Source organism: Corallococcus sp. AB018 (genome assembly GCF_003986945.1).
Taxonomy (GTDB): domain Bacteria; phylum Myxococcota; class Myxococcia; order Myxococcales; family Myxococcaceae; genus Corallococcus; species Corallococcus exiguus.
In genome coordinates this window covers 1-6,137 of the sequence record NZ_RAWR01000356.1, presented here as the reverse complement: position 1 = coordinate 6,137, position 6,137 = coordinate 1, and the positions used below count along the sequence as shown (strand labels likewise).

Genomic DNA, 6,137 nt, shown 5'->3' with positions numbered 1-6,137 from the left:
CCACAGCCCCACCACCACGTCCGCCCGCCCCTCCCGCAAGGCCCGGCCCGCGTCCAGCGTGGAGGGCAGGTCCACCCAGCGTACGTCGGAGGTACGCAGCCCCGCGCGCGCCAGAATCCACAGGGCGAAGTAATGCGACGAGCCGCCCGGATACACGCCCACCCGCTTGCCTCGCAGGCTGGCCAGGTCCGGCACGCCCACCGCCGCCATGGCCTCCTGGCCCCGGCTGCGTCCCACGAGCAGCACCGTGCGCGGCGCCGCGTCCCTCAAGGTCGGCGCCCAGGACGCGAGCCGGTCCACCGACAGGGCGGCCATGTCCACGCCGCCGTTCTCCGCGCCCACGGACAGGGCCTGCTTCAGCTCCTCTTCGCGCGCGAAGAGCACCGCGCGGGCGTCCAGCGCGTAGGCCGTCTTGAGCAGCCCCTGCGCGGCGCCCGGAGGAGTGGCGGGGTTGTCCAGGGTGGTGGCGCCGCCGGCTGCCACGAGCAGCGCGGAGGCGGACCCGCGCGGGGTGAAGCCAATGAGCACGGGCCTGAGCGGCACCGATGCCACGTCCGCCACCGGGGCCGCGACGCCCGCCGGGAAGTCACCCGGGGACAGCCGCACCGCTTCACGGGTGGAGGGAAAGAAGCGCGCCTGCAGGCGGTCGAGATAACCCGCCCGCGAGGCGAACACGTACCCCGCGCCCAGGACACAGAGCGCGAGGAAGAGAAAGAGGCCGGGTCCGCGGTGCAGCTTCATCCGTGTGCGCCGGCCCCTTTCATGGGGGGAGACCTACTTGATCTCCACCTTCTTGCCGATGGTCTTTTCCGGACCGGCACCCACGTCCGACACCGGCGCGGGGCTGTCCATCAGGCCCATCTCCATCTTGAACTGCTTCACCAGCTCGTCGCCCTGGATCTTCTCCGCCTCTTCCTCGATGGCCGCGGCCTGGTGGTCCACCGACTCCAGCGCCATCTGCATGCGCGCCTCGTTGATGGCCGTCTTCTCCTGGACCTTGCGGAGCATCTCGTCGTGCGTGGAGTCCACGCCCGCGACGGTGAAGGACTCCATCGTGTCGGCGACCTTCGCCTGCCACTTGGCGCGGCGCGCGTCCCGGACGGCGTTCATCGCCTCCTGCGTCTTCCGGTCCTTCTCGCGCATGAACGCCTTCTTGACGTTCAGGGCCTTCTCGTAGGCCTGCTTCGCGATGTCCAGCTGCTGCTGGTTGCGCGCGAGGGCTTCCTTCTCCCCCTGGAGCTTGGTCGCGTAGGTGCCGGCCAGGTCGTCCCGGCCCGCCTGGATGGCGGCCTTGACCTTGGCGGTCAGCTCCCGCACGTCCTGCTGGTACTTCATGTTCTCCTTCTCGAGCAGCGTCACATTCGCCCGGACCATGGCGATGGACTCGTTCATCTTGGGGACCTGATCGTTCAGGTCACGGATGTTCTGCTCGAGAATCAACTCCGGATCCTCGATGGAGGAGACGAAGAAGCCCGCGAAGCTCCGCATCGCTCTCTTGAATCGCTGCCACATGTCGGCTCTCACCTCCGCCTGTGCCTAATCCCAGTCACCTTACACGAACTCCGACGCCCACAAGCATCCGGCCGCAAGGCGCGTGTCACCGTGACTACGCCCGCCCGGAACGGATGATTGCTCCGGAACAGCCACCGCCCGCCAGCCCGGCCGGGTCCAGGGCCACCGGTCCGGCCCCCATCCGCCACTCCCTGTCCCTTAAAGGGGCCACCCGGGGTCGCGAAAGACGCTGTGGCCATGAACTTGCCGGGTGGGGAGGAAGCGGGGAAAACGAACGTGTCGCATGGACCCGACTCCTCCCGTTGCCTTTGAAGACGAACTCGCGCGGGTGGTGGCCGCCCAACGGCGGCGCGTCCTGGGCGCCGGGGCGGCGGTGCGGCTGGTGGGCACGGTCGTGTTCTTCGCCGTCAGCCTGGGGCTGTGGCTGACGGGCGCGCGGGACTGGGCCCACTACCCGCCCCTGCTGCTCTGCTACGGCGGCGTGGTGGCGCTGCTGTTCGCGCTGCGCGCCAGGCCCCTGACGAAGCAGCTGGGCATCGTGCAGTCGCTGGTGGACGTGGGGCTGGTGTTCGGCCTCCAGCAGCTGGCCCTGCCGGTGTCGCCCTTCCCCGCGGGCGTGGCGGGCTTCAGCCTGGGGCTGTTCGCGCTGGTGGTGGCGCTGTCCGGCCTGGAGCTGATGCCCTGGCTCGTCTACGGCACGGCGGGCCTGGCGTCCCTGACCCAGGCCGTCCTCATGCACCAGGCGGGCGTGGGCCCGGGGGCCATGGCCGTGGCGGCGGTGACGCTGGTGCTGGTGGCGGCGGTGAGCCACTACGGCACCGGGCGGCTGCGGCAGCTGGCCATGGACCTGTCGCACGCGGAGGTGGCCCGGCAGCTGGGGGCCCGCCGCACCCACGAGGTGGAGGACGCCCACCGCACCATCGAGCGGATGCTGTCCGAGGCCCACGCGCGCAACGCCCAGCTGGAGGCGCTGCAGGCCCACCAGGAGCAGCTGATGCAGTTCCTGGTGCACGACCTGCGCTCGCCGCTGTCCGCCGTGACGCTGTCGCTGTCGTGGATGGAGCAGGAGCTGCCCATCGGCACGCCGATGGTGGAGTCCGTGCGCACGGGCCTGGCCGTCACCGCGCGCCTGGACCGGATGATCTCCGACCTGCTGGACGTGCCCCGGCTGGAGCAGGGCCGGCTGTCCCCGCGCAAGCAGGCCTTCCCGGTGGCGCCGCTCTTCGACGAGGTTCGCCGCTCGCTGGATGGCGCGGCCCGGCTGCGCAAGATCAAGCTGGAGCTGTCGTCCCCGCCGGGCTTCCAGCTGGTGGGCGACGCGGGCCTGCTCATCCGCGTGGTGGAGAACCTGGCCACCAACGCGCTCCGCTACGCCCCGTCCGGCGGGCGGGTGCGCCTGGAGGCCGGTGAGGCGGAGGGCTTCCAGTGGCTGGCGGTGCGCAACGACGGCATCGCCATTCCGCCGGAGGCGCGCGAGTCCCTCTTCGACAAGTACGTGCAGGGCCACCGCGAGAAGGAGGGCCGCCGGGGCTATGGCCTGGGGCTGTACTTCTCCCGGCTGGCGGCGGAGGCCCATGGCGGGCGGCTGGCGGTGGAGGACGCGGAGGGCTGGGCCACGTCCTTCGTGCTGCGCATGCCCCGGGTACAGCCGACCTCGCAGTCGTCGCTGGACCCGACGGCCGCCTGGCGCCGCTAGGGGGTGTCCCTAATTATCTGAAGAAAGGTGCTGGAGGCCGAGCGGCCGCCAGCCCCGTGGGCAGGGTTGAGCTTGCAGGGAAAGGAAGAGCTGAGCACCCCTGGTGAGTGCACCGACATGAGCTGACGGACGAGCAGTGGAAGCAGCTTGAGCCACTCATCCCTGCCCGACGAGGGCCGCGCACCAAGAAAGGTGACCGGCAGTTCGTCAATGCAGTGCTCTGGCGGGTGAAGACGGGCGCACCCTGGCGTGACTTGCCAGAGCGTTACGGGCCCTGGAAGACGGTCTACAACCGCTTCGGGCGCTGGGCGACCCGAGGAGTATGGGAGGGGCTCTTCAAGTCGCTGCAGTTGCAAGTGGATGATGTCGGCTCGCTGATGGACGCCACCATCATCCGGGCGCATCAGGACGCCGCGGGCGCAAAAGGGGGGGCCGATGCAATGCTCTGGGCCGTTCTCGAGGAGGCTTTTCTTCCAAGGTCCACGCCCTGTGCACCACCCAGGGCCAACCGCTCGAAGTGACGCTGACGCCTGGGCAGCGCGGCGACGTCACTGAAGCCGAGCACCTCATTCAGTATGCGCACGGCAAGGCGCTCATCGCCGACGCCGGCTATGACGCCGACCACCTCGTGCAGGCCGTCCGGGAGCGCGGAATGAGGCCCGTCATCGCGATGAATCCAACGCGCAAGCACCACCGGCGCCGCAACAGTCGCGCCCTCTACCGGCTGCGCATCCAGGTGGAGTGCATGTTCCACCGCCTCAAGCGCTTCCGCGCCGTGGCCACCCGCTACGAGAAGACCGCCACCAACTACCTGGCGGTCCTCCACCTGGCCTGCATGATGCTTTGGCTTAATTAGGGACACCCCCTAGGACGCCTTCAGCTTCGCGCGGGCGAAGAGCTTCGTCGCCTGCGTGCGGGCGTTGGCCAGCACCGTGTTCGCGTCCAACGTGGTCAATTCGCCTTCGCGCAGCACCAGCTTGCCGTCGATGAGCACATGCGACACGTCCGTGGAGCGCGCCGAGTACACCAGCGGCCCCGTGACGTCGTCCGGCAGCGGGCAGAAGTGGAAGCCGCGCGTGTCCACCACGGTGAGGTCCGCGCGCTTGCCGACCTCCACGGAGCCCACCTCGTCCTCCAGACCCAGGGCGCGCGCGCCGTGCAGCGTGGCCATCTCCAGGACGTGCATGGGCGTCATCGCCACCGGGCCCACGCGCGGGTTGTGCAGCACGGACGCGAGCCGCATCTCGTGGAACAAATCCAACGTGTTGTTGCACGGGGCGCCGTCCGCCCCCAGCGCCACGGGGATGCCGTCCTTCAGCAGCTCCGGCACACGCGCGTAGCCCGACGCGAGCTTCAGGTTGGAGCCCGGGCAGTGGCACACCACCGTGCCGGACTCGCGCAGCAGCCGCTGCTCCTCGCCCTCCACCCACACGCAGTGGGCCAGCGTGACCTGGGGACCCGTGAGCCCCAACCCGTGGAAGAAGGCGATGTTGTCCTGGCCCGTCACCTGGCGGACCACGTCCGTCTCCGTGCGGTTCTCGCTGGCGTGTGAGTGGATGCGCACGCCCTTCTCCCGCGACAGTCGGCCCACCTCTCGCAGCAGCTCCGGCGAGCAGGACAGGGCGAAGCGCGGCGCGAACGCGTAGCGCAGGCGGTTGTCGTGGGTGCCGTGCCAGCGCTCCATCAGCGCCAGGCTCTCCGACAGGGAGTCCGCCGTCGTCTCACGCAGGCCGGCGGGCACCTCCGCGCCGGAGTCCATCATCGCCTTGCCGCCGACGAGCCGGAAGCCGCTGTCACGCGCGGATTCGAAGACGGCGTCGTAGTGGTGCACGGTGCCCATGTCGAGCGCCGCCGTGGAGCCGGAGCGGATGAGCTCCGCGAAGGTGAGGTCCGCGCTGGCGCGCAGGGACGCCGCGTCGTGCGCCGCCTCCATGGGCCAGATGCGCTCCTTCAGCCAGTCCAGGAGCTCCCGCTTGTCCGCGTGGCCGCGGAACAGCGTCTGGCAGGCGTGCAGGTGGCCATGGATGAGGCCGGGCATCACCACCTGCCCTGCGAGGTCCAGGACGCGGCAGGCGCCCTTCACCTTCAGGCCCCGGCCCACCTTGGCGATGCGCCCGTCCTGCACGAGCACGTCCGCGCGAGGCAGCACCTCGCGGTCCCGGTTCATGGTGACGACGGTGGCGCCAGTGAGAAGCAAGTCCACGTGAGGGAGGTCCTAGAAGAAGGAACGGGTGAAGGCGTGGGGCAGCAGCTCGCTGAGCGGGTAGCGCGCCTCCTGCCCGTTGAGGGTGCGGCTTCGCACCGGAAGGTCAGGCCCGGCGAACTCCGCCATCACCTGGCGGCACATGCCGCACGGGGGACAGGGCTCCGGGGTGTCCACGACGATGGCCACGGCCACCGGCTTCTCGCGGCCCTGGGCCACGCCCGCGACGAACGCGTTGCGCTCCGCGCAGACGGTGAGGCCATAGGTGGCGTTCTCCACGTTGCAGCCGGCCACGATGGAGCCGTCCGCGTAGAGCACGGCGGCCCCCACGGGAAACTTCGAGTACGGCACGTGCGCGCGCTGACGCACCCGCAGGGCCTCCTCGAACAGCCGCTCCCAGGGAATCTCCTCCGCCATGCCGCCCTCCTTCGCGAAGGCGCCGTCCACCGGCGCCCGCGTCCATCCGGGGATGCCCTAGCGGGCGCCCCGGGGTTCGTCCTTGCTCTGGTCGTCCAGGTGCCGGGCGATGGCGAGCTCCAGCTCCACCGGTAGCTCCACGAAGCGCACGCGCACCACCGGGCCCGTCATACCGGCCTTGGGGGGCAGCACCTCGCCGCGCACCTGCACCTCTTCCAGGGACGGGGGAAGCGCGAAGCGCACCTCCACGGTCTGGCCCGGGTCCAGCGCCTCTCCCACCCACCCCACGCCGCCCAGGGACAGATCCCC

Annotated in this window: 6 protein-coding genes and 1 pseudogene; 2 read left to right on the top strand and 5 right to left on the bottom strand. The window is 70.4% G+C overall.

The features are described from left to right. Both D7Y11_RS41145 and D7Y11_RS41140 read right to left on the bottom strand, forming a co-directional pair. Positions 1-741, bottom strand: a 741-nt coding sequence (locus tag D7Y11_RS41145; protein ID WP_158642057.1) for an ABC transporter substrate-binding protein, incomplete at its 3' end; no start/stop codon positions are given. A gap of 33 nt (positions 742-774) precedes the next feature. After that, entirely contained in the window at positions 775-1,512 is a 738-nt protein-coding gene (locus D7Y11_RS41140) for a PspA/IM30 family protein (RefSeq protein ID WP_120581429.1), read from the bottom strand. 283 nt (positions 1,513-1,795) lie between these two features. Here D7Y11_RS41140 and D7Y11_RS41135 point away from each other — a divergent pair, with 283 nt between their 5' ends. Both D7Y11_RS41135 and D7Y11_RS45415 read left to right on the top strand, forming a co-directional pair. Continuing rightward, the gene (locus D7Y11_RS41135) at positions 1,796-3,208 is read left to right on the top strand and encodes a sensor histidine kinase KdpD (RefSeq protein WP_121756079.1); all 1,413 of its coding nucleotides are present in this window, start codon (positions 1,796-1,798) and stop codon (positions 3,206-3,208) included. A 134-nt stretch (positions 3,209-3,342) separates the two neighbouring features. Continuing rightward, positions 3,343-4,064: pseudogene (locus tag D7Y11_RS45415) on the top strand (IS5 family transposase); the annotation flags it as partial. 9 nt (positions 4,065-4,073) lie between these two features. On the opposite strand, the gene D7Y11_RS41120 reads toward D7Y11_RS45415, so the two are convergent. The 3 genes from D7Y11_RS41120 to D7Y11_RS41110 form a co-directional block, all read right to left on the bottom strand. Continuing rightward, a complete protein-coding gene (locus D7Y11_RS41120) occupies positions 4,074-5,411 on the bottom strand; it encodes a 5'-deoxyadenosine deaminase (RefSeq protein WP_120581427.1) in 1,338 nt (445 codons plus the stop codon). 12 nt (positions 5,412-5,423) lie between these two features. Then, positions 5,424-5,828, bottom strand: coding sequence for a cytidine deaminase (locus tag D7Y11_RS41115; protein WP_120581430.1), 405 nt, complete (start codon positions 5,826-5,828; stop codon positions 5,424-5,426). Positions 5,829-5,885: 57 nt separating this feature from the next. Beyond that, positions 5,886-6,137 (bottom strand): PilZ domain-containing protein (locus tag D7Y11_RS41110; protein ID WP_148139277.1); only part of this gene is annotated, 252 nt, incomplete at its 5' end.

What these genes read in the sequence shown, in the direction of transcription:
- D7Y11_RS41115 (WP_120581430.1), bottom strand. Translation starts at nt 5,828, where the DNA reads ATGGCGGAGGAGATTCCCTGGGAGCGGCTGTTCGAGGAGGCCCTGCGG.
- D7Y11_RS41140 (WP_120581429.1), bottom strand. Translation starts at nt 1,512, where the DNA reads ATGTGGCAGCGATTCAAGAGAGCGATGCGGAGCTTCGCGGGCTTCTTC.
- D7Y11_RS41135 (WP_121756079.1), top strand. Translation starts at nt 1,796, where the DNA reads ATGGACCCGACTCCTCCCGTTGCCTTTGAAGACGAACTCGCGCGGGTG.